Origin of the sequence: Acinetobacter sp. YH01010 (assembly GCF_013420775.1) — a bacterium.
Classification (GTDB): Bacteria; Pseudomonadota; Gammaproteobacteria; order Pseudomonadales; family Moraxellaceae; genus Acinetobacter; species Acinetobacter amyesii.
In genome coordinates this window covers 105753-130016 of the sequence record NZ_VOYF01000004.1, presented here as the reverse complement: position 1 = coordinate 130016, position 24264 = coordinate 105753, and the positions used below count along the sequence as shown (strand labels likewise).

Annotated in this window: 16 protein-coding genes and 1 pseudogene; 12 read left to right on the top strand and 5 right to left on the bottom strand. The window is 39.5% G+C overall.

Going from position 1 to position 24264, the window contains the following annotated elements; genetic code table 11:
* The first annotated feature begins 273 nt into the window (after positions 1 to 273).
* From FTT77_RS05170 to pta, 3 genes are all read left to right on the top strand, one after another.
* Positions 274 to 1539, top strand: a complete 1266-nt coding sequence (locus FTT77_RS05170; RefSeq protein WP_078189652.1) for a glutamate-5-semialdehyde dehydrogenase — start codon at positions 274 to 276, stop codon at positions 1537 to 1539.
* A gap of 492 nt (positions 1540 to 2031) precedes the next feature.
* Positions 2032 to 3249, top strand: coding sequence for an acetate/propionate family kinase (locus tag FTT77_RS05165; protein WP_180026008.1), 1218 nt, complete (start codon positions 2032 to 2034; stop codon positions 3247 to 3249).
* 59 nt (positions 3250 to 3308) lie between these two features.
* Complete coding sequence (gene pta / locus FTT77_RS05160; protein ID WP_180004548.1) at positions 3309 to 5450, top strand: phosphate acetyltransferase; 2142 nt, start codon at positions 3309 to 3311, stop codon at positions 5448 to 5450.
* 88 nt (positions 5451 to 5538) lie between these two features.
* Here pta and FTT77_RS05155 read toward each other — a convergent pair whose 3' ends face one another.
* A complete protein-coding gene (locus tag FTT77_RS05155; protein WP_180050478.1) occupies positions 5539 to 6222 on the bottom strand; it encodes a hypothetical protein in 684 nt (227 codons plus the stop codon).
* Between the two features lie 88 nt (positions 6223 to 6310).
* Between FTT77_RS05155 and FTT77_RS05150 the strand changes: the two genes are divergently transcribed.
* The 4 genes and pseudogenes from FTT77_RS05150 to FTT77_RS05135 all read left to right on the top strand — a co-directional run bounded on the left by FTT77_RS05150 (position 6311) and on the right by FTT77_RS05135 (position 10846).
* Positions 6311 to 6664, top strand: a complete 354-nt coding sequence (locus tag FTT77_RS05150) for a DUF2345 domain-containing protein (protein ID WP_168378404.1) — start codon at positions 6311 to 6313, stop codon at positions 6662 to 6664.
* Positions 6661 to 7817, top strand: a pseudogene (locus FTT77_RS05145) (DUF2515 family protein). Before FTT77_RS05150 ends, FTT77_RS05145 begins: the two are co-directional and overlap by 4 nt.
* Positions 7801 to 8700, top strand: a complete 900-nt coding sequence (locus FTT77_RS05140) for a hypothetical protein (RefSeq protein WP_180109013.1) — start codon at positions 7801 to 7803, stop codon at positions 8698 to 8700. Before FTT77_RS05145 ends, FTT77_RS05140 begins: the two are co-directional and overlap by 17 nt.
* A gap of 619 nt (positions 8701 to 9319) precedes the next feature.
* Positions 9320 to 10846 carry a fumarate hydratase gene (locus FTT77_RS05135; RefSeq protein ID WP_078189659.1) on the top strand — a complete coding sequence of 509 codons (1527 nt, stop codon included), beginning with the start codon at positions 9320 to 9322 and terminating at the stop codon, positions 10844 to 10846.
* A gap of 127 nt (positions 10847 to 10973) precedes the next feature.
* On the opposite strand, the gene FTT77_RS05130 is transcribed toward FTT77_RS05135, so the two are convergent.
* From FTT77_RS05130 to tig, 4 genes are all read right to left on the bottom strand, one after another.
* Complete coding sequence (locus FTT77_RS05130) at positions 10974 to 11687, bottom strand: DUF2846 domain-containing protein (protein ID WP_180109014.1); 714 nt, start codon at positions 11685 to 11687, stop codon at positions 10974 to 10976.
* Positions 11688 to 11850: 163 nt separating this feature from the next.
* The gene (clpX, locus tag FTT77_RS05125) at positions 11851 to 13161 is read right to left on the bottom strand and encodes an ATP-dependent protease ATP-binding subunit ClpX (protein ID WP_180109015.1); all 1311 of its coding nucleotides are present in this window, start codon (positions 13159 to 13161) and stop codon (positions 11851 to 11853) included.
* A 29-nt stretch (positions 13162 to 13190) separates the two neighbouring features.
* Positions 13191 to 13796 carry an ATP-dependent Clp endopeptidase proteolytic subunit ClpP gene (gene clpP, locus FTT77_RS05120; protein ID WP_078189662.1) on the bottom strand — a complete coding sequence of 202 codons (606 nt, stop codon included), beginning with the start codon at positions 13794 to 13796 and terminating at the stop codon, positions 13191 to 13193.
* A 194-nt stretch (positions 13797 to 13990) separates the two neighbouring features.
* Positions 13991 to 15322, bottom strand: coding sequence for a trigger factor (gene tig, locus FTT77_RS05115; RefSeq protein WP_180040534.1), 1332 nt, complete (start codon positions 15320 to 15322; stop codon positions 13991 to 13993).
* A gap of 274 nt (positions 15323 to 15596) precedes the next feature.
* On the opposite strand from tig, the gene FTT77_RS05110 reads away from it, so the two are divergent.
* The 5 genes from FTT77_RS05110 (at position 15597) to leuA (ending at position 24210) form a co-directional block, all read left to right on the top strand.
* Positions 15597 to 17771 carry a TonB-dependent receptor domain-containing protein gene (locus FTT77_RS05110; RefSeq protein WP_180109016.1) on the top strand — a complete coding sequence of 725 codons (2175 nt, stop codon included), beginning with the start codon at positions 15597 to 15599 and terminating at the stop codon, positions 17769 to 17771.
* Positions 17772 to 18085: 314 nt separating this feature from the next.
* On the top strand, positions 18086 to 20371 hold the full coding sequence (locus tag FTT77_RS05105; RefSeq protein ID WP_180007182.1) for a catecholate siderophore receptor Fiu: 2286 nt from the start codon (positions 18086 to 18088) through the stop codon (positions 20369 to 20371).
* 97 nt (positions 20372 to 20468) lie between these two features.
* Positions 20469 to 21152 carry a Fe2+-dependent dioxygenase gene (locus FTT77_RS05100; protein ID WP_180109017.1) on the top strand — a complete coding sequence of 228 codons (684 nt, stop codon included), beginning with the start codon at positions 20469 to 20471 and terminating at the stop codon, positions 21150 to 21152.
* Positions 21149 to 22249, top strand: coding sequence for an alpha-hydroxy acid oxidase (locus FTT77_RS05095; protein WP_180109018.1), 1101 nt, complete (start codon positions 21149 to 21151; stop codon positions 22247 to 22249). Before FTT77_RS05100 ends, FTT77_RS05095 begins: the two co-directional genes overlap by 4 nt.
* Before the next feature lie 263 nt (positions 22250 to 22512).
* Positions 22513 to 24210 (top strand): 2-isopropylmalate synthase, encoded by a 1698-nt coding sequence (gene leuA / locus FTT77_RS05090; protein WP_111884051.1) that lies wholly within the window; start codon positions 22513 to 22515, stop codon positions 24208 to 24210.
* Positions 24211 to 24264 lie beyond the last annotated feature (54 nt).

Genomic DNA, 24264 nt, shown 5'->3' with positions numbered 1-24264 from the left:
ATTGTCAGGAATTCATTTAGAGACTCTGCTCGACTTAGCGTCCTGCTCTTTAATCGTTATTTGTACGACTTCAATGTCGCTATTGTTTCATTCTATACAGAGGTTCATTTTACAAGCAACTGATATCCCCGCCGCTTATCTACTTTTGTTCTAAAAACAATTTCAAAATGTTAATTCTGGTCAGCATGTACAGTCGAATATGCACTTAAGTGCTTCATTGTTCAGTCACAGGCTGTTAATATCGAGTTGAAATTTCTAAGTGATCAAACCGCTATGCAAGAGTCTATTGAACAATACATGCAAACGGTAGGACAGCAAGCACGCACAGCATCACGTGTGCTCGCAGGGGCTTCTACCCAGACTAAAAATAATGCCTTATCAGCAATTTATACTGCTTTACAAAACAGTGAAACTGCAATTTTGGCAGCTAACCAAGTGGATATGACCAAAGCGCATAACAACAACTTGGATAGTGCTCTACTTGATCGCTTAGAACTTACCCCCACACGCTTTAAAGGCATGCTTCAAGGTCTAAAAGATGTAATCGCACTCACTGACCCGATTGGCGAAATTACCGATATGGCCTTTCGTCCGACAGGTATTCAGCTGGGCAAAATGCGCGTGCCGCTAGGTGTTGTCGGCATGATTTATGAATCTCGCCCGAATGTAACGCTTGAAGCCGCATCTTTAGCGCTTAAATCAGGTAACGCGATTATTTTACGTGGTGGTTCTGAAGCTTTGGAATCTAACCAAGCAATTGCGGCAGCGATTCAACATGGCTTAACTGCTGCAGGTGTACCTGAGCATGCCGTTCAAGTGCTTAATACCCCAGACCGTGCTGCGGTTGGCCAATTAATTACTATGCCTGAATATGTCGATGTGATCGTACCTCGTGGTGGCAAAGGCTTAATCGAACGTATCACCAATGAAGCACGTGTGCCTGTTATCAAACATCTTGATGGTAACTGCCATGTTTTTGTGGAAGCTCAGGCTGATTTGCAAAAAGCATTACCTATTGCGCTTAATGCCAAAACACACCGTTATGGCGTATGTAATGCCATGGAAACCTTGCTCGTCGATGAAAATGTCGCTGAAGAGTTTTTACCACGCATTGCTGAACTTTATGCTGAGAAAAAAGTTGAACTTCGTGGCTGTGCTGAAACCCAGCGCATTTTGGGTGAATCGATTGTTCCTGCAACTGAAGAAGATTGGTACACCGAATACTTAGGCCCGATTTTGGCAGTGAAAGTCGTTACTGGCCTAGATGAAGCGATCGAGCACATCAACAAATATGGCTCACACCATACCGACTCGATCATTACCGAAAACTTTAGTCTGGCTCGTCAGTTCTTGGCGCGTGTAGATTCGAGTTCAGTGATGATCAATGCCTCAACGCGTTTTGCGGATGGGTTTGAATATGGTCTTGGTGCTGAGATTGGTATTTCAACCGATAAAATCCATGCACGCGGACCAGTCGGTCTAGAAGGTCTAACTTCTCAAAAATGGATTGTGTTTGGTGATGGTCAAATTCGCCAATAACACCCAATAAGACAATGAAAGCTGTGCTTTTCTGATTAAAGGCACAGCTTTTTTTATGGCGATTTAAAAAACTAGACCCAGGGTTCACATATTGAAATATAAGCCTGCAAACACACAGGATATAGAATCGAAAACAGATTTTTTGACAATTAAATGCTTAAGAAGAATAAGAAAAGTTCAAATTACCTGCTTTTTGCAACAATTTGAGGATTACAGCGCAGCAACCGCATGTTATGTTCTATGTATATCCCTTAAATCGTATAAATTTTGAGGATTATTTTATTAATAAATGAAAACTATGAACTGATAAATTTTAATTATTATTGTGCTCAGGGTCGATAGTGCTTAAGTCTAATCTCCTAAAGTCTATCTAGGACGATAAAAAAACCCATGATAAAACATCATCACAGATCTAAATTGCATCAATCAATACAACTGCAATCAGATCAATATTATGGATAAGTATTTCAATTAGAATTCGGGTATTTAAACGTGTCTACATCAGTATTAGTAATTAACTGCGGATCTTCTTCTATCAAATATGCGTTAGTTTCTGAGCGCCGTGAAGATCGTATTTTTGGTCTAGCCGAGAACCTAGGTTCTGCTGATGCACGTATTAAAGGGGTCACTACAGGTGGTGATGCGCTTGAGCTGTCTATTCCATATGCTGACCATGAAAAAGCCCTCGAAACTATTTTAGAGCGTTTGGCTCACCATAATCCTCAAGCGATTGGTCACCGCGTTGTTCACGGCGGTACATTAACCAAAGCTGAGCTATTAACACCAGAAATTATTGAACGTATTCGTGAAGCAACTCCACTTGCTCCATTGCATAACCCGGCTCACTTGGTGGGTATCGAAGCAACCATGCGTTTGTTCCCTGAACTTCCGCAAGTAGCCGTATTTGACACTGCATTCCACCAAACCATGCCGTCTCATGCATACCGCTATGCTTTACCAAAATTCTTGTACACACAGCATAACGTGCGTCGTTATGGCTTCCACGGTACAAGCCATGCCTACGTATCTGAGCGTGGCTCAATGTTGGCAGGCAGCTTTAAACAAGGTGGCTGGTTAACTGCTCACTTAGGCAATGGTAGCTCGACTTGTGCGATTTGGAATGGTCAATCTGTAGATACGTCAATGGGTCTAACACCTCTTGAAGGTGTGGTCATGGGCACACGTAGTGGTGATGTTGACCCAAGTATTCACAGCTTCCTTGCGAGCAACTTAGGTTGGGATATCTACAAAATCGACAAAATGCTGAACAGCCAATCAGGCCTACTCGGTTTGTCTGATCTTTCAAATGACATGCGTACATTGATCGAAGCATCGGAACAAGGCAACGAAGATGCCGCGCTTGCCATTGAAGTATTCTGCTACCGTTTAGCAAAATCTTTAGCAGGTCTCAGCTGTGGTCTACCACGTATTGACGGTTTATTCTTTACCGGTGGTATTGGTGAAAATTCTGCCTACATTCGTGAAAAAACGGTTTCATACTTACCACACTTTGGTTTCAACCTGAGTAAAGAATTAAATGACAACCTAAAACGCGGTACGGAAGGTCGTATTGACCACGGTACTGGCCCACAAATTTGGGTTGTTCCTACCGATGAAGAAGGCCGTATTGCCAAAGAAACTGAGCATGTTGTAGACGAGGTGACAGCGTCTGCTACAAAAAAGCCTGATGCTGAAGCTGCGATTGCATAAGCAATCGCATCAGCCCCTTCGCCTTCAATATTAATTTTTAGCTTTAATTTAGACACCGTATGAAAACAATTTTACTCGTGCCAACTGGGGAAGGTGTAGGTTTAACATCTGCATGCTTAGGTTTAATTTATGCTTTGGAATGCCAAGGGGTCAAAGCAGGTTTTCTGAAACCATTTTCACAGGAAAATGTCGCAGATACTGTAGACCGTACAACGGCTCTTTATCGTCATTTATTTAATAATGAAACGGTAGAACCCATTCACCATGCCACCATCGTGAAACAACTCAGTCATGATGAAAGTGATGAACTGCTCGAAGAAGCGGTTCGTTTGCACCGTGAAATTGCAAAAAAGCATGACCTAATTATTGTTGAAGGCTTGGTTCCAAACAGCCGAGATAACTTTGCCTCAGAACTGAATGCGACTTTAGCAAAAGCACTCGATGCCAAAGTGATTATTGTCAGCACAGCAGATATTCAAAATGCCACGAAAACGGCTGAGAAAATTGACAGTTCACTACGCCAATTTGGTGGTGCGGCATCTGAACGTACTGCGGGTGTTTTGTTTATGCGCACACGTGGCTTGCCAGAAGAGTCTGCGCAAATTCCTGTCACACTTGATCCAAATCTGCGTTTAATTAGTGACACCAATAAATTTGTACTCGAATTACAACAAAGTAATCCGCAAATTGGTTCTACACAGCTACCTGTTATTGGCCTCGTTCCATTTAGTAATACGCTCAGCGTACCGCGCATGTCTGACTTGGCGACGCATATTCAAGCGGAATGGATCAACCAAGGCGATGCCGCTCATCGCCGCGTACTACATAGCAGCCTAGTTGCATCGAATATTGAACATGAACTTCACAAATTTGTGGCAGGCGAACTGATTATCAGCGCCTCTGACCGTATTGATGTGTTGTTGGCTTCTAGCCTTGCAAGTAGCAATGGTATTCCACTTGCCGGTTTAGTTTTGACTGAACACCATCAACCGAACCCACAAGTTTTGGATTTCTGCCAAACTGCGATTAAGCAAGGCTTACCGATTTTACATACGCCTTTAAGCACTTTTGAAACGGCACAACAACTTTCAAATTTAGGCAATGAAATTCCTGTCGATGACGTAGAACGTGCAGAACAAGTGACCCGCTTTGTTTCAAGCCACATCAATGCTGAATGGATTACTGAAGTATTAAATGGTTCATATCAACCACGCTTGTCCCCTTCTGCATTCCGTCATGAATTGGTACAAAAATCTATTGCTGCGAAAAAACGAATTGTTCTACCTGAAGGTGATGAACCACGCACCATTCAGGCGGCTGCCATTTGTCAATCACGTGGCATTGCACACTGTATTTTATTGGCAAAACCTGAAGCCGTGATTGAAGTTGCAAAAGCACGTAATATCGAACTTCCACATGATTTGGAAATTATTGATCCAGATCTGATTCGTGAAAACTATGTGCCTAAAATGGTTGAGCTGCGTAAAGGCAAACTCAATGATCTACAAGCACGCGAACAGCTACAAGACACCGTGGTTTTAGGCACCATGATGCTTGCACTCGATCAGGTGGATGGCTTAGTCTCAGGCGCAGTACATACTACGGCGAATACTGTACGTCCTGCATTCCAATTGATTAAGACCGCACCTGATTATTCATTGGTTTCTTCAGTATTCTTTATGCTGTTACCGGATGAAGTCTATGTATATGGTGACTGTGCAATTAATCCAGATCCAAATGCAGAACAGCTTGCAGAGATTGCGATTCAATCTGCAGATTCAGCAAAAGCCTTTGGTATTGACCCACGTATTGCGATGATTTCATATTCAACAGGTACTTCTGGTGCAGGCGCAGATGTCGAGAAAGTGGCTGAAGCAACACGTATTGCCAAAGAACGTCGTCCAGATTTACTCATTGATGGCCCGCTTCAATACGATGCTGCATCGGTGGAAAGTGTGGGACGCTCTAAAGCACCTGACTCGAAAGTGGCTGGTCGTGCCAATGTATTTATTTTCCCAGACTTAAATACAGGTAATACAACCTATAAAGCAGTTCAACGTTCTGCAAATGTAGTCAGTGTTGGCCCAATGCTGCAAGGTTTAAACAAGCCTGTAAATGACTTGTCTCGTGGCGCATTGGTCGATGACATCGTGTTTACCATTGCATTAACGGCGATTCAATCCGAACAACAAGAAGCTTAATTTTAGTTTCGAGTTCTTAACCACCCTTTCGAAAGACTGGGTGGTTTTTTGTTTTGTATAACTGCCATTATGTTGAAAAGACTCAGAATTAGTAGAAATTTCTTTTAAATTCTATGGCTGAATTTTGAGTATTTGGTACATGACCAATAATGTATTCATTCTTCGCTTGAAAAAAGAAATCAAAGCTCTGACTCATCAGTGAATCTTGCTGGCTTTGCTTTTTGTAAATCGGAGCGATACGGTTAAGATAGTAATTGATCCATTCTGCTTGATTAGAAAACGCTGCATAGTCTTTTAAATCTGTATATAGATTCTGTAGATCTGTGGAAATTAATTCAATATTGGGGTCAAACATCCATACTGTGATATCCATTGGTTCAATCTCTGTGAATGTAAGAGGTTGTGCACTATCAAAACGCTCTATCTTATAAAGTTGAGCTCCATTTTCACTATAGCTACTACAAAGAAGTTTGGTATTCTCGACCTGATAGTGATTTTTCCCTATTTCTAATTCTCTGATTTGTTTTGATATTTCTAAGCATTGAGGTAGTTTATGAATATTTGAATACGCTAGTTGTTTGAAAAGAACTATGGACCGATGTATTACATAGCTCTCTCCTGTTCCAATAATAATTCCATTATCCCAAGTATGAAGTTTTAATGTATAACATTCGTTAAAGCTGTCTATTTTTTCCTCACTTATGACAACCACTTTTTTATCTGCTGTAACAACGATGCTATCCTTCAGTTGAAGGGCAATGATGAAAGTCATATCTAAATTAAAAAATTTTGAAATATTCGTTTTATATATTAAGTCAATTTCGAGCTTAATTTTTGAATTTAATAAAAACAGGTAATATATGGCTGGTGGTTCTCAAATCATACTAAATAAGAATGGGATTACATTGATTACACCTGCAAAATTTGAGGCTAAAGCAGGGCAACACATCTTTAAAAGTGGGGCTGAAGTAGGTGTAAATCTTAAAGGGTTACCAGCTTACGAAGCTTATAACGAAAAATTTCAGATGTTATTACCCTCTGGTGAGCCCTTGAAAAATGCTGATTATAAAATCTCAAACGGGTCTGATGAGTTGACAGCTATAGCTGATAATAAAGGGCGCTCTAAACGAGTGAACTCCTTACAAGAAGAAAGCTTAAAGCTGGATTTGAATTGGATGAAGTTAGAAGCTGAACCGAATGATGGGGATGAATAGTGGGAAGTTTAGATTGGGAAGGTAATACAAATACAACAGAAAACAGCTGTAAAACCGCACAGTGTGATTGCTTAACTTTTTGGGAAATACAACAACAAGAAGCTCTGATACGCCTATCTAATTTAAAAGATAAAAGAAAAAATTTACATAAATTAGAGCCTGGATATGAAGCTAGGGCGAGACGTATTGCTTCAGTTTATGCCAATATTTATCTAGAAAAAGAAAAACATGGAAACAAGGATTTGGTTGGCCGTTACTATTGGATGGGCTTAGGTGCATTTGCTTCAAAAACCGTAGCTGCCATTTTTAAACATGGTTTAACTGCATGGGGGTATAAATGGATTCCACTAGGGGTAATTCGTGATCCTGTACATACTTTTGCAAAAGGTAACTTATGGTTATTTATGGATATTGCACCTTGGCATTATGCTTGGAGCATGTCTTCAACCTCTTTCAATCAATGCCGAATTCAACGTGATGTTTCCAAATTCACTCATATTAAGGAAGAAGTTATAAACGTTCCTTGGTCAAGTTGTTTACCCATAATTAAACACTTAAAAAGCACTCCAGAAATTAAAAGTGCTTTTGAATATCTACCTAAAATTGAAAAAGTATTTATAAAAAGAATGTATCAAGACAAAATAGATTTAAGTTGTCTAGTAAAAATCTTTTCGATCACCTCATGGTGGTTGCAGTACAAGAGCAAAGAAATATTTTACAAGAATTAGTATGGAAAGACTGGAAGGTACAAGCTCAAGCAACGGTGCAAAGCTTTACTCGCTTACCTGATAGTACCTTAGTCCTGTCGAGCGATTACTTCGTTGAAAGTGTTAAATCTGTTAGAAAATCGAAAAGTATTCTGCCGAGTTCTTATAATATCAAAAGCATGGAAAGAGAATATCAGGGGCGACACGCAGGTGTACTCGATAAGGTACCAGAAACAGTATACAGCGAACCATTAGCAAACACTAAAGTCGCCAATTATGATAGCCGTATGGAATGGATTAATAAAGCAGCAGAAAAATATCATCGTTTAATGCTCAATGATAAAGGAAGATACTTTTTAGAAGAAGAACTAAAAATTATTGCGAAATGGGACGATAGCAAAGCTAATTTTACAGTTGGAAAGGATAGTAATGATGGAAAAATTTAATTACTTCATTGTTATTTTTATGGTGGGTTATCTCCTTTCAGCTTGTCAACCTAGTGCAAAAAATACAGAGAATAATGTCATGAATCAACAGCGTTTTAGTTTACATTTAGGCCAACAAGGATTTAAAGATTTTTCTCAACATAATCTTGGGCATCCCGATAGTCATCCATCTGGAGCAGGTTTTAGAGAGTTAGATTTTACACCGCCCAACTTAGGTCAGATTAAAGTTGAAAATGGTGAGAATAGCTTAGTGATAGATCATGTATTTTCAGTTCTAGGAACATCGTTTAATAATGAGGATGGAATACAAGGGCTTGATATTAATGCAGGGCTAAACAAAGAGGAATTTGTACGTCCTGAACAAGCCTACCAAGCTTATGTTGACTTAATGAAACGTATAAATCAGGCCGAATGGAAAAATTATTTCTATCGTTTTTCTGCACGAATAGCAAAGGATGATAATATTCGATATCTAATGAAATCAGGTGATGTCATTGACCCGACTTATATCTTTAATTATGAAGAATGGAAAAAGATAATAAATACAGTTGGAGGGAACTCTATAGGCTACCGATTATATGCCAATGGTATCCTTTTGGATCTGAGTATAAAACAAACTCAAAAAACTGAAGATGGTAAAGAACAATATATGGTTCGTTATGCTTTCAATACGATTCGTTATGATGAAAGAAATTCAATGGATGATTCAGAGAATAATATTGATACTTACAAAATGACCTCAAAAGAGTTAGAACAAGCATTTGCAAATGAGCTGATAAGAAATAAAAAATCAAGAGAAATTGATGAAAAAGAAGTTATAGTACAAGGCTACCATATCGATGAAAATTATGAAGATCCTGATGTTTGGCAATATGTTAAATAATCAAATGTTGTCGCGTTTAGACTCAATTTTAAAGCACTTTTACACAAAATTGATCATTGAAACTAAAGATTTGAAGATTTGAAGATTTGAAGATTTGAAGATTTGAAGATTTGAAGATTTGAAGATTTGAAGATTTGAAGATTTGAAGATTTGAAGAAGAATATTATTTTTATAAAATTTAAAGCAAAAAAAAAGAAGATAAAGCTTTAGGCTTGATCTTCTTGTTGACCGTAGAACCAAGTTGCTGCGATAAATAGAGAAAAACCAATAACTGACAACACTGGAGTAACCATATAATTCACACTCTAACTTTGATGACGTCATTATGTAAAAGTTTTATGACAGTTATATGACAAATATGAAATATCCAAAAATAATAAATATTATTTAATTTCATAATCTTAGAAACAAAAACAAATCTTCTCCTCTAGTTATGTGACAAATATTTCATGAAATATGACAGTGAAAACGTCATTTTTAGGATATTGATGACAGCGAAACATGGCGCTGTTTAAGCCTATTAAACTTTCGGCCAAAGATTAAGCGAAATACCCACACAACTGTATTTTTGTCTTATAATTTAGCCCGCTAGCTATCAGCCCGCTCAAGAGATATTTGTATGACAACTATTATCAAGCAAGATGACTTGATCACATCGGTAAAAGATGCGCTTCAGTTCATTTCTTACTATCACCCACAGGACTTCATCCAAGCGATGAGCCGTGCGTATGACCGTGAAGAAAACAAAGCCGCAAAAGACGCGATTGCACAAATTTTAATTAACTCTCGTATGTGTGCAGAAGGCCATCGTCCTATCTGTCAAGATACGGGTATTGTGAACGTATTTCTTGAAGTGGGCTTAGACGTTAAATTTGATTTAACCATGAGCCTAGACGATGCAATTAACGAAGGTGTACGTCAAGGTTATCTTGAAAACTCAAACATTCTTCGTGCATCAGTATTAGCTGATCCTGCTTTTGGTCGTAAAAATACCAAAGACAACACCCCTGCTGTAATTCACTACAAACTCGTTCCGGGTAATAAAGTTGATATTACTGTTGCTGCTAAAGGTGGTGGTTCAGAAAACAAATCTAAACTTGCAATGCTTAACCCTTCTGACTCTATCGTAGATTGGGTACTTAAAACTGTTCCAACAATGGGTGCAGGTTGGTGTCCTCCTGGTATGCTCGGTATCGGTATTGGTGGTACTGCTGAAAAAGCCATGATGCTTGCAAAAGAAGCATTGATGGAAGAAATCAACATGGACGAACTCCTTCGTCGTGGCCCACAAAACCAAATCGAAGAACTTCGTATCGAAATCTTCGAAAAAGTAAATGCTTTAGGTATTGGTGCTCAAGGTCTTGGCGGTTTAACGACTGTTCTTGATATCAAAATCAAAGACTACCCATGTCACGCTGCGGGTAAACCAGTAGGTATGATTCCTAACTGTGCTGCAACTCGTCATGCGCATTTCCAATTAGACGGTTCAGGTGTAGCGCATATTCAAGCGCCTAGCCTTGAAGACTACCCTGCGGTAACTTGGGATTCATCAACGTCTAAACGTGTTGACTTAGATAACATCACTCAAGAAGAAATGAACTCTTGGCAACCTGGTGACACACTACTTCTTAACGGTACAATCTATACAGGTCGTGACGCTGCGCACAAACGTATGGTTGACATGTTAAACAAAGGTGAAGAACTTCCAGTTGACCTAAAAGGTAAATTTATTTACTACGTTGGTCCTGTTGATCCAGTCGGTGACGAAGTCGTTGGTCCTGCTGGCCCAACAACTGCAACACGTATGGATAAGTTCACACGTCAAGTGCTTGAAGCAACTGGCATGTTCGGTATGATTGGTAAAGCTGATCGTGGTCCTGCTGCTGTTGAAGCAATCAAAGACAACAAAGCAACTTACCTCATGGCTGTCGGTGGTGCTGCATACTTAGTATCGAAAGCGATTCGTGAAGCTGAAGTGGTTGCTTTCGCTGACTTAGGTATGGAAGCGATCTACAAATTTGTTGTAAAAGACATGCCTGTATCTGTAGCTGTTGACGTAAATGGTACTTCTGTTCACGCAACTGCACCAAAAATCTGGCAAGCAAAAATTGGTAAAATCCCAGTAGTTGATGCTGCTGCGAACTAATTTCGCCACGTTCAAGATAAAAAAAAGCACCCCATCGGGTGCTTTTTATTGTCAATATTTAGACTGTCTGTCGAATGACATTCGCTATTTAATGCTTTCACACACTCAAAAACACGAGCTAATTACATTACCAAGTTAATGGATTCCACAGTTTAAAAGGCTTGGTCAACTGCACATCTTCCGCAGGATCATAATGAGGTGCTTTCAACTTCTGCGCACTTTTCCGCACTTTTCCAGTGTTTTGATCTTCTGCCACAAAGTTAAAACTGTTGGATTTCAACTCTGTAAATGCGATTTCATTTCGACCAATTTTTTCAGGCATGAGCAGCAATGGCCCTGAAACCGTTCTTTTACTGGATAAATTCTCTTCATCATATTTAATGAAGTAAGTTTGACCTGCTTCAACATCAAAGTCTAAATATTTAGGTTTTTGAAAATGATTCACCCCCAAAGGGCGACTCGATGATAAGCGGTAATTCCCCGCAGGTAACTCCACCCAGTAATAATGATTATTCAATAAACTTGGAATACGCTCACTGTTCAGAAATAAGCTGCTGGCCACAATTTCTTGACGATTCCACTTACTGTCTGGACGATATAAATACACAATCGCTGCTTGATCATGCTGAGCTTTCACTTCTTGAAAATGTCGGCCTTGTTTCTGATTGACCCAACCACCAATGGTAAACATACCCAATCGATATTGCTCAATATAACCCGGTGTACTTTCAGGATCCACAGGCTTTAATGTCGAAGCCAATGACGTTTGCTCAATGGCTGATTTTCCATGACAACCCAGCAGCGCTACACTGCTTAAAAGTAGAATTGCAACTCCACGCATGATTATCCCTCACTGCGTCTTTTTTTATTTTTACACTTTTGTTTTCAGTTTTTTACATTCAGGCATCCACGCCATCCTGCTGAGATTAACATTCTGCTTTTATTTTTGGAAATAAAAAACGTGTGCAAATCTTGGATTTACACACGTTTCAGACGAATAGCGCTTAAGCAGATTTAGAGTTCACAACTTTTAAATCTGACTTCGGTGCAGCTTCTTCAGTTTTCTTTGGTTGACGTTCTGATTTAAATTCAGGTTCCGCTTCACCATTAATCACCGCTTCATTGACGACAACCGTACCCACATCTGAACGACTTGGTAAGTCATACATCGTTTCAAGCAATGAATTTTCTAAAATCGAACGCAGACCACGCGCGCCCGTATTACGGTCGAGTGCTTTTTTAGCCACGGCACGCAATGCTGAGTCTTCAAATACGAGGTCAACATTTTCCATTTCAAATAAATATTGGTATTGACGTGTCAATGCATTTTTCGGTTCTGTCAGAATCTGCATCAATGCTTCTTCGTCCAGTTCTTCCAAGGTAGCAATCACAGGTATACGACCAATAAATTCAGGAATCAGACCGAATTTAACCAAATCTGTCGCTTCAACTTGGCGGAATAAGTCAGATAATTTTTTAGTTTCATCTTTCTTACGGACTTCAGCCGTAAAGCCAATACCGCCTTTTTCCTGACGCTGCTGTACGATTTTCTCTAGGCCAGAGAATGCACCACCACAGATAAATAGGATATTTGAAGTATCAATTTGAATAAATTCTTGCTGCGGATGCTTACGACCACCTTGAGGCGGAATCGACGCAACCGTACCTTCGATCATTTTCAATAATGCTTGCTGAACACCCTCACCCGATACATCACGAGTAATAGATGGGTTTTCAGACTTACGGGTAATTTTGTCGATTTCATCGATATAGATAATGCCTTTTTGCGCTTTTTCTACATCGTAATCGGCTTTTTGAAGGAGTTTTTGAACAATGTTCTCAACGTCTTCACCCACATAACCAGCTTCAGTTAAAGTCGTTGCATCTGCCATCGCAAATGGCACATCTAAAAGACGCGCAAGTGTCTGAGCAAGCAGTGTTTTACCTGAACCTGTTGGTCCAACTAACATGATGTTACTTTTCGAAATCTCTACACCGTCTTCTGGTTTTTTACCACTAGTGCCAACTTTTAGGCGTTTATAGTGGTTGTATACCGCAACAGAGAGGGTCTTTTTCGCAACATCTTGCCCAATCACATATTGGTCAAGCGCAGCACGGATTTCATGCGGTTTTGGTAAAGGACGAGTTGCCCAGTCATTTGATTCAACTTGCTGACTGGTCTGAACTAGGTCAAGACATACGTCCACACACTCATTACAGATGTACGCGTCCTCACCTGCAATCAGTTTCCCGACTTCAGACTGCGTTTTACCGCAAAATGAACAATGCTTTTGTCCTTGAGGATGTTCGGACATATTCACTCCAATAATTAATTCTTTAAAACTTATGGACGTTTAGATAAAACTTCGTCCACAAGACCGTATTCTTTTGCAGCTTGTGCTGTCATAAAGTTGTCACGGTCAGTATCTCGAGCAACAGTATCGTAGTCTTGACCACTATGCTCTGCCATCAAACGGTTTAAACGTTCTTTAATGAATAGAATTTCACGTGCATGAATTTCAATGTCAGATGCCTGACCACGGAAACCACCAAGGGGTTGGTGAATCATGACACGGGCATTCTCAAGACAGTAACGTTTGCCTTTAGCGCCAGCATTGAGCAGGAATGCACCCATCGATGCTGCTTGACCCATACAATAAGTCACAACATCAGGTTTAATAAATTGCATGGTATCGTAAATTGCCATACCTGCAGTAACCGAACCACCTGGTGAGTTGATATATAAATGAATATCTTTATCTGGGTTTTCTGCTTCTAAGAACAACATTTGGGCAACGATCAAATTTGCCATGTTGTCTTCAACTTCACCGGTTAAAAAAATCACACGTTCACGCAAAAGGCGTGAGTAAATATCAAAAGAACGCTCGCCACGAGATGACTGTTCTACCACCATTGGCACTAGTGCGTTTTCAATTGTTGGAACATACATACGTTATTTATTCCTAAATTTTTCTGACTCAACCCATAATTCACAATATGAGGGATATTTGTCGAAATTGCAAAAGATTCCCAATTAAATAACAGATATTTTTTTCATAAGCATTGTGAAATCAGGACAACTTATTTGGGGGCAAAATTCGATAAAAAAAGGCGCTTAACGCGCCTTTTTTTGAAAGCTAGAAATTAGCCTTGTTGACGAGCTTGTTGCTCTTTCAATAAGTCTTCATAGCTCACAGTTGTATCCGTTACTTTCGCAGAAGCTAAGATGTGATCTACAACTTGGTCTTCAAGAATAACAGCTTCGATTTGAGCACGTTGCTGTTTATCGTTGTTGAAGTATTCAATCACTTCTTTAGGATCTTCGTAAGAAGAAGCCATATCTTCGATGTAAGCATCAACACGTGCAGCATCAACTTCAATTTTAGCATCAGCTAATACTTTGCTGACTAATACGCCAAGTTTAACTGATTTTTCAGCTTGCTCTTTGAATAGGTCATCTGGAAGCATGCTTGAATCAAACGCTTTAGCGCCTTGAGCACCAAACTGTTGAGTGAATTGTTGGATCATTTGTTGACGTTGACGGTCAATTTCTTGAGCAACCATTGCTTCTGGAAGTTCTACTTCGTTTGCAGCTACAAGCGCATCAAAAGTTGCACCTTTCACTTGGTTACGAAGACCGTTTTTCACTTCACGTTCCATGTTTTTACGCACGTCAGCTTTCAGCTTTTCAACGCCTTCTTCTTCAGTTAGACCGAAGATTTTTAAGAATTCAGCATCAACTTCTGGAAGTTTTTGTTTTTCAACAAGCTTAACAGTGATTTTGAATTGAGCAGCTTTACCAGCAAGGTTTTCAGCTTGGTAGTCTTCAGGGAAAGTTACATCGATAACTTTCTCTTCGCCTTTCTTCATACCAACGATACCGTCTTCGAAGCCAGGGATCATACGACCAGAACCAAGAACGAGTTTAAAGTCTTCAGCAGCGCCGCCTTCAAACTTCTCGCCATCAACAGTACCTTCAAAGTCGAAAGTTACTTGCATGTCTTTTTTAGCCATGCCTTTAGTTTCAACCCATGAAGCGCGTTGTTTTTGAAGATTTTCAATCATCTTCTCAACGTCTTTGTCGTCAACTGAAGTTGCTTTACGTTCAACTTCTAGGCCTTCGAACTTAACTTCAACTTCTGGATAAACTTCTACAGTTGCTTCATAAACTAAAGCATCATCTTTCATTTCAGTTTTTTCAATGTTTGGCATACCAACAGCATTGATTTTTTCTTGTTGGATCGCTTCGAATACTGTGTCACGAATGATGTCGTTTACAACTTCTTGATAGATACCAGCACCGTATTCACGACGAACAACGGTTACAGGTACTTTACCTGGACGGAAGCCGTTGATCTTCACAGTTTTGGCAGTGCGTTTCAAGCGAGCTTCAAACTGCTCGTTAATACGGCTCGTCGGTACAGATACATTTAAACGACGGGCAACGCCCGAAACCGCTTCAGAAGTTACTTGCATGGCTTCCTCGATAATTTGTTAGTTAAAACAGTTTTAAAAAAAAGTGCCACATTATATGACAACAATTAAAGATATACAAAAATGGATTATAACACTATAAATTCAGGCATGGATGCCCTTCTTATTTTTAGAATTTTTCAGCTTTTCTTGAATAAATATTGATTATTTTTTAATTCATCATTGCAAATGAGAAACTTTCTCACTATTATTCTTAATGCTACATTTTTTTAATTTATTTTCATATATTTATCTCGTCCATATTTGGAATTCTTTTATGAGTAATTTTAATCTCAATCCACTTTCCGCTGCTTTAATTGGGGCAATTGTAACCACTGCGAGTTTCACACATGCTGAAACGGCTGAATCTCAAGCTCAACAGATGGAGACCATTGTTGTTTCTGCAGCGGGCTTTGAACAAAAGATCAAGAATGCTCCTGCTTCAATCAGTGTTGTTACAAAAGCAGACATAGAAAAGAAAAATGCTTCTAGCATTGCAGATTTACTAGCTGACATTCCGGGCATTGATATTCGTGACGGTATTGGTAAAACATCCGGCTTAAACGTAAAAATGCGTGGTCTAGGTAATGACTATAGTTTGATTTTAATTGATGGACGTCGCCAAACAACATCTTCTGACGTAACTCCAAATGGTTTCGGTGAATCATCAAATGGTTACTTACCACCTCTTGCTGCTATTGAGCGTATTGAGGTCATTCGTGGTCCTATGGCTACTCGCTATGGCTCAGAGGCAATGGGTGGTGTAATCAACATTATTACTAAAAAAGTGTCTGATACATGGACTGGTAACGTTACTGTAAGTGGCAACCTCATGGAACATAATGGGGAAGCCGACTCAGCAAAAACTAGTTTTGTTTTAAATGGCCCTCTTATAAGCGAACGCTTAGGGATGCAGCTACGCGGTTCTTATTTAGACCGTCAAAAATCTGAACGTATTCCAGGTACATCTGGCCGTGACCCACGCCCAAGTGAAGCAGATAATTTTGATTTTGGTGGTAAATTATCCTTTAACTTAGATGATAAAAATAGTTTCTGGTTAGATGGCTTCCATTCAAGTCAAAACTATAAAAATGATGATGATCGACTGGGCACTCAAGACACACCGAGCCGTGCTAATGGTTATAAAGATGAACTAGAATTTAACCGTGATCAAATTTCTGCTGGACATGAAGGTAACTATGATTTTGGTAAATGGTCGTCTTACGTAAGCCATACAACCACTGAAACCGTAGGCCGGACTATTCCACGAAACACATTCCCATTAAATGCATTTGCAGGTACAGATCGTACATTAGAAAACACTGACTTTGTTGCTGATACACATATCGTCATGCCTATTGCAGATCATAAAATCACAGTAGGTGCCGAATATAAAGAAGCAGAAATTGCCGACGATATTGCGGGAATGGGCTCAAAATTCAAAAAAGACTCATTATCTTTCTACGCTGAAGATGAATGGCGCCTTTTAGATTCAGTTGCTTTAACTTTAGGTGGACGTTATGAAGATCATTCAGGTTTTGGTGGTCACTTCAGCCCACGAGCATATTTAGTTTGGAATACTAATGAAAATCTAACACTGAAAGGTGGCGTAAGTACGGGTTACAAAGCACCTTCTGCAAAGGCATTACACAATGGCGTGATTAGTGTTAGTGGTCAAGGTGCAGCTTTTGGTGTCGGCTCTCCTAATCTTAAACCTGAAGAATCCACTAACTATGAATTAGGCTTTAATTACAACAAAGGTAGCTTTGACTTAACGACAACGGCATTCTTTAATAAAATTGAAGACCTGATAACTGATGGAGCTGACCTTTGGAACTGTTACTCTGAAACAAATCCAAACCAAGCAGGTTGTGTAAGCTACGGTTCACATATCACTCAAGATAGTTTTTCACAAAGTATTAATGCCAATGAAGCAGAAACTAAGGGCGTTGAAGTTAGCTTGAAATATAGCATTATCCCTGAATGGGATATTAAAGCTGCATATACCTATATGGAAAGTGAGATCACAAAAGGTGAAAATAAAGGCTCGTACCTAAATAACGTACCCAAAAATGCCTTTAATATGACATCTACTTGGCATATTAATCCTTCACTCGATGTTTGGTTACAACATGAGTATAAATCTGATCGTAAACGCTATAGTACAGTCCAAACTGCTGGTGATGCTGGCATCATTTACGCTGCAACAGGTAATAAGTTGAAGGGGTATAATTTATTTAACCTCGGTACAAGTTATAGCCTTAATGACAATATTCGTATCAATGGTTCTGTAAATAACTTATTAGATAAAGACTTCACAAGCAATGGAACTTATATCAATAGCCAAAATGTAGAGGCGTCTTACTATGACTACATGACTATAGGTTCTTCAATGGCTGGAACTTACTTAGCTGGTCGCAACTACTGGTTATCCATTTCTTATGATTTCTAACTTTTAGTACTTATAAAAGACAAAACTAAAAAACCTGCTTCGGCAGGTTTTTTTGCATCAACACTTTACGATTTATTCTTATTTAATTCACAATCATGTCTATATTTATAATCTCAATTAAACATAAAAAAACAATACATTTTATCAATAACTAATAAAAACATGGTCTTAATTAATACTTGTTATATCATTACATTAAATAGGGCTATCACGATACGATTATTTATCGTCATTTACAATTACATAAAGATGTAAGAACAAATAAGAATCATTATTATTCGCATACAAACTCACTACTCCGAATCGGGTTCGAAATGGCCTTCATTAAAACACGTAAGAAAATTGTTTCTACAGCGATAGCTTCATCACTTTCAATCATTGCAGGCAATGTAATGGCTGAAGAAAAAGCAGTCCAACTTGAGACGATTAATCAAACTGTAAACAAAGAGAACTATAAAGTAGAAAAAGCGTCATCAGATAAGTTTACGCAATCTCAACTAAATACGACTCAGACCATGGCCATTATCCCTGAGAAAGTATTAAAAGAACAAAATGCTACGACCCTAACAGAAGCACTACGAAACGTACCTGGTGTAGGCACATTCTCCCTAGGTGAGAACGGACGAATGAATACTGGTGATGCTGTTACCATGCGTGGATTTGATACAGCAAATAGTATCTTCATCGATGGAGTACGTGACTTAGGTAACGTTACTCGAGACATGTTCAATTACGAACAAATTGAAGTGTTTAAAGGCCCTGCTGGTACTGATAATGGCCGTACTGCCGCTTCAGGTTCAATTAATTTATCAACAAAAGAAGCAAAACTTCAAGACGCTAACAATGCAACTCTTGGTTTCGGCTCAGATGAATATTACCGAGCGACTGCTGATATCAATAAAGCAATAAACGATACAACTGCCATCCGTTTTAATGCCATGGGTGAAAACTCAGACGGTATTGGTCGTGACGGTGTTGAAAATGAAAAATGGGCTGCTGCACTTTCAGCAGGCTTTGGTTTAGGCACAGATCTTCGCTTTTTCTTAGACTATCTACATATTGAACAAGACAATGTCTTGGATGGTGGTATCCCAACTGTAGGTTTACCAGGGTTTGATGCAAATAAAAGTACGAATGCAAGTATTAAAAGTCTTGCGCCATATCTAAATAGCCATAAAGTTGATACTTCAAATTATTATGGTGCACCTGAAGATTTTGATGATGTCACTGCGGACATGGCAACTGCTCGTTTAGAGTATGATTTATCAGAAAATACGAAAATCAAAAATACTTCTCGTTGGGGCAAAACAGAGCATCAATATTTAACGACATTCTCAGGTAATGCCTTCACTACAACGTCAACTGACCTGAATGATCCTACTGCGATGCGCGTTTCAGGCAGTGCAAATAATAGTGATACTGAAAATGAAATTATAACTAACCAAACTAGCTTGGTTACAAGTTTCAATACAGGTCGCTTAAAACATGATGTCAGTACAGGGGTTGAATTTACACGTGAAGAAATGAAAACGCGTGGTTGGACTGCTACAGTTACCGGTACAAGTTCACTTTATAATCCACAAGGCACTGTACATACAGCTTTAGTCAGAAATACCAATGGTAAGGATGATTCTGAAGCGCAAATGGATACTTACTCTATCTTTGCCTTCGATACTATTGAAATTTCACCACAATTTTCTGTGAATGGTGGCGTCCGCCTAGACCGCTATAAACTTGATGCTGATACATTTGTAAATCAGGGTACATCAAGTCAACCAGACTATGTTGCTCAAAATTTTAAAGATGACGGCAACCTATTCAACTGGAAAGTTGGGGCACTATATAAACCAACTGAAAACGGTAGCTTGTATGCTAACTACGCCATCCAACAACAAGCACCGGGTACTATTACAGGTGGTGACGGTATTGGTAATGCCAATGCATTTGCCCCATCTGGTTCAGCAAGCAGTAACAATAACTTAGATCTTGATCCTCAAGAAATTGAAACCATTGAAGTTGGTGCTAAATGGGAATTTTTTGACAACCGTTTACTCTTAACAGGTGCACTTTTCCAAACTGAACTCACAAATGAGTTGGAAAAAGATGGTGAAGAATACTACCAAACTGGTGAAAAATCAGTTAAAGGTGTTGAACTTGGCGTGATTGGTAACTTAAATGACAATTGGCAAGTTATTGCTGGTTATACACATCAAAAAACAGACATTAAAAATGTAACCCAAGCTGCGAGTAACCAGCAAGTTTCAGCAGATGGTTCAAGTAATATGCCATTTACGCCTTCTGATGCATTCACATTGTGGACGACCTACAATATGGATAAATGGAGCATTGGTAGCGGCGCGCGTTACAATGGTGAAATGACTAAAAACAAAGATGGCAATCAGGTCGGTCCTGCTGTCATCCCTGACTACTGGGTATTTGACTCAATGGTTAGTTACCAAGCAACACCAAATGTAGGGATTCAATTCAACATCAACAATTTATTTGATGAAGACTACATTAACAGCATCAACCGTGGTGGATTACGTTACATCGCAGGTGCTGAACGTAACTATCGCTTAACATTTAATTTTAAGTTCTAAATTAAATATTCTAAAAAAAGCCTTAATCTTGTATTAAGGCTTTTTTATTTATGCTTATCTTATGTAGATTTGATTAAAATTAGATTAAGGTTAAATTATGCTTCTTCATGTCCCTCATGTCCTTTCAAAGCAACACGTTCAAAGCATCAGACAAGCGATGAACCAAGATAATCAGTGGGTTGCAGGAAAAAGTTCGGCCGGAGCACAAGCTCAAAACATCAAAAAAAATTTACAAATCAATTCAAACAGTCAGCTCTATCAGCAGTTAAGTCAGCAAGTATTACCGCAAATTAAAGAAAGTCTGCTCATTCAATCTTTTGCATTACCTAAAGAAATCTTGCCTCCGCTTTTCAATTGCTACCAAGATACCGGTCACTACGGTAATCATGTCGATAATGCAATCCATTACTATCATGAAAAAAATATAACTGTGCGTACAGATGTCTCAATGACCATTTTTTTATCAGAACCCGATGAATATGAAGGTGGTGAACTGATCATTGAGGATACTTATGGTGAACATGAAGTTAAGTTAGATGCTGGCGATGCAATTATTTATCCAGCGACCAGTCTACATCGTGTTGAACCTGTGACTTCAGGCTCCCGTATAGCAGCTTGTACTTGGGTACAAAGCATGGTCAAAGATGATTGGCAAAGAAGCATGCTTTTTAATTTAGATCAGACCATTATGCAATTACGACAAAATTTAGGCGATAGCAAAGAAATATTACAACTGACGAATCACTACCATAATCTTTTACGTCAATGGGCAGTTCTATGAGTCAACATTCTCCATTGCAACCACTGACTCAGATTCCTGCTCATTTACAAACCATTGCCGATTACGAAAAACAGGCTGAACTGCACCTGTCACACATGGTGTGGCAATACCTACAAGGTGGTTCTATGGATGAACACAGTGTACGTGGCAATTTGTCTCAGTTTGAACAGATACAACTTCTACCACGTATGCTCAGAGATCTGACCCAAGGTCATACCCAAATCGAAATCTTAGGGCAACGTTTCCCGCACCCTATTTTTGTTGCCCCGATCGGACATCAACAACAATTTCATCCTGATGCTGAAGCTGCAACAGCCCTCGCCGCCGAAGTCCTTGGCAGCAATATGATCCTCAGTACGTTTACCAATACAGATATGCGTGAGTTAAAGCAGGGCAATCCATTCAAATGGTTCCAATTGTATTGGCAAGGTGAGCGCGAAAAGTCATTATCACTGGTCAAAATGGCAGAAGCACATGGTTTTAAAGCGATTGTGGTGACCGTTGATTCTCCACATTCAGGAATTCGTGACCGAGAGAGACATGCGTTTTTTGAACTTCCTAAGTATGAACCGCAGCCTCATCATTTTATTCAACAACCTCAAAGCAAGCAAAATGAACACCCATTATTTCAAGGTCTGATGAAAATCGCGCCGACATGGGCGGATATCCTTTGGCTCAGTCAAAACACCTCATTACCGATTATTTTAAAGGGCATTGTTAGTCCACATGATGCTGAACTTGCCCTGCAACACGGCGTACAGGGCATTATTGTGTCGAATCATGGTGGTCGAGTACTGGATGGTTGCATTCCCCCACTCATCGCCTTAGAACTGATTAAAAAAGTTGTGCCTCAGGATTTCCCAGTTTTATATGATGGTGGTATTCGTCGAGGTTCAGATGTGTTTAAAGCGATAGCCTTGGGTGCATCTGCCGTATTAGTTGGACGTCCTTGCATTTATGGTTTAGCGACTGCGGGGGCTTTAGGCGTTGCCCATGTACTCAAAATATTGAAAGAAGAATTTGAGATTACGATGGCATTGATGGGAACAGCCACCGTCGATGAGATCAATAAAGATTATATTTTTCAAAAAAGCTAATTTTATAGAAAAATATTTTCCAGTAATGGCATCTTGACGCAAAAATAGGAAATTATTTCCGGAATATATGGACTAATATTTAGTTATACATTTACGAGCTTACGGTAAAGCTAAGTCATGTGAATCTTTACAGATTTATTTCGACTTTCGACTAAAGACTCCGATATTAAACTTGTAAATTGCTAGAATAGACACAATCTATATAAGTAGTACCTTGCCGTTTATCCACGACATTTATCCACGGTGCTATAAGGAGTTTTCACATGATGTTGGCAGATCCAAGCAAAAAATACCGTCGCATGTACCAACGTGTAGACTTACCAGACCGTCAATGGCCAAATAACGAAATCAATAAAGCGCCGATCTGGATGAGTACCGACCTTCGTGACGGTAACCAAGCGATCTTCGAGCCAATGAACATTGAACAAAAGTTCAAAATGTTCCAAATGCTTGTGAAAATTGGTTTCAAACACATTGAAATCGGCTTCCCTTCTGCATCACAAATCGACTTTGATTTCACGCGTTTGTTGATCGAAGGCGGTCATATTCCTGATGATGTGTACATCGAAGTTTTGGTTCAAGCACGTGATCATTTGATTCAACGTACATTTGAATCATTACAAGGTGCGAAACGTGCCATCGTGCATATCTACAACTCAAACTCTCCAACTTTCCGCAATAAAGTGTTGAATGTTGATGTTGCTGGTGCAAAACAATTAGCAATTAACGCCGCAACGAAAGTCAAAGAATACGCTGCAAAACAGCCTGAAACTGAATTTGTATTCCAATACAGTCCAGAGTGTTTTACTGCAACAGAATTAGAAGTTGCTAAAGATGTCTGTGATGCGGTCACTGAAATTTGGGAAGCATCTCCAGAGAACAAAGTGATTTTAAACTTGCCTGCAACGGTTGAAGTTTCAGGTCCGAACGTCTATGCAGACCAAGTGGAATGGATGCACCGCAACATTCAACGCCGTGACGGTGTGATTATTTCTGTACACTGTCATAACGACCGTGGCTGTGGTATTGCCGCTTCTGAGTTGGCGATTATGGCTGGTGCTGACCGTGTCGAAGGTTGTGTGTTTGGTAACGGTGAACGTACAGGTAACGTGGACGTTGCAGCGATTGCATTGAACATGTATACCCAAGGTGTTGCACCAAACTTAGATTTCTCAAACATTAACGAAATCATTTCAATCATTGAAGAATGCACAGGCTTGCCGGTACACCCTCGTCATCCGTATGCTGGTGATTTGGTCTTCACCGCGTTCTCTGGCTCACACCAAGATGCCATTAAAAAAGGTTTCGAGTTCCAAAAGAACGAAGAAATGTGGGATATGCCTTATTTGCCAATCGACCCGAAAGACTTGGGCCGCGACTATGATGCCGTGATTCGTGTCAACTCACAGTCTGGTAAAGGCGGTATTGCGTACTTGTTAGAATCAAATTACAACGTGGTGTTGCCTCGTCGTATTCAAATTGAGTTCTCGCAAATCGTACAGCAAAAAACAGATGAAGACGGTACTGAGATTTCTGCGCAAGCGATCTGGTCATTGTTTAAAGACACTTATGTGGCTGCCAAAGATACGCATTATGCGGCGAAAAACTACCGCTTACATGATGAAAATGGCAAACAAGTCATTGAGCTTGATGTCGAAGTGAACGGTGAGATCCAGCAATTACGTGGTGAAGGCAACGGCCCAATTTCTGCTATCTTAAATGCATTGCAGTTGCCGATTGATGTCTTGAACTATGAAGAACGTAGTATCAGTTCTGGTGCGCATGCCAAAGCATTAGCTTTAATTGAACTTCAAGTGAAAGGTACAGGTAAGTCTGCATTCGGCGCAGGTGTACATGACAACATCGTGACTGCATCCATCGAAGCGATTATTGCCAGCACTAACCGTTTAATTGAACAAGGTGTTTTAAGTACTGAACAAGTGATTGCTGCTGCAGTCTAATTCAATGCTATAAATATCAAATAGCAATAAAATGACTTTAGAAGGATACCCTCA